Genomic DNA, 1,054 nt, shown 5'->3' on the forward strand with positions numbered 1-1,054 from the left:
GGCCGTTGGAGGCTATACGATTATGGCTTTGTTCGAGATCTAAATCTAGCTATAGAGAATGTAGATAAATTTGGTGCTGCAACGCTTAGTGAGGTTCAAAGAACCCAATTGAAAGCAGAATTCAGATTTATCAGAGCTTATCTTTATTTCGAAATGGTAAAAAGGATGGGAGGGGTACCATTAATTACCACTCAATTAATCTACAATTTTGAAGGAGATCCTACCTACCTGCAACAACCCCGTGCAAAAGAAGCAGAAGTATATGATTTCATTGCTTCTGAGCTTGATGCAGTTAAAAATGATATCGCTAATGATGGCAGTAAAGGGAGGGCAAATAAATACACATGCATGGCACTGAAAAGCAGAGCCATGTTATATGCTGGCTCAATTGCCAAATATAATGCCTTGCTAACCCCAACTATAACTACAACCGGAGGAGAGGTGGGTATACCAGCATCCAGAGCTGATGAATACTTTCAAAAATCATTAGAAGCTTCTAAGGAAGTCATAGCAGGTCCATATGCCTTATACACAAGCAACCCGAATCTGGGCGAGAACTTTTATGAAGCTGTTGTAAAGAAAACAAATAATCCAGAGGTGATCTTTGTACGTGATTTCCTGACAACTAAAGCTAAAAAACACGGATTTACGTACGATAACATTGCCCGGGGCATACGAGAAGACAACTTAAGTTCGTCCAACATTACGCCTTCATTAAATCTGGTGGAAAATTATGAATATCTCGATGGGTCCGAGGGGAAACTTAAAACCAGAAATGCCGGCAACACTGATTATATCTATTATGATCATACCACCGATATATTTGCCGGTAAAGATGCAAGGCTATATGGAACAATAATTTTCCCCGGCGCACCATTTAAAGGTTTAACAGTTGATATGCAGGCTGGCGTTATGGTATGGAATGCTGCAACAAATTCATATCAAACAGTTGAAGGCCCTGATCTTGGAACAAACTATACAGATAACAAACCACTAATAGCTGCTTCTGGCCCTCATCGGTCTATACAAGAGGTATCAAACACAGGCTTCTATC

At 40.1% G+C, this 1,054-nt stretch carries 1 protein-coding gene; it reads left to right on the forward strand.

Features of this window, described 5'->3' with window-relative positions:
• Window positions 1-1,054: RagB/SusD family nutrient uptake outer membrane protein (locus AC1DG9_RS27280; RefSeq protein ID WP_477635721.1), on the forward strand; the 1,054-nt coding region annotated here is incomplete at both ends.

The sequence above is a fragment of the Pedobacter sp. 05L430 genome (assembly GCF_056397585.1).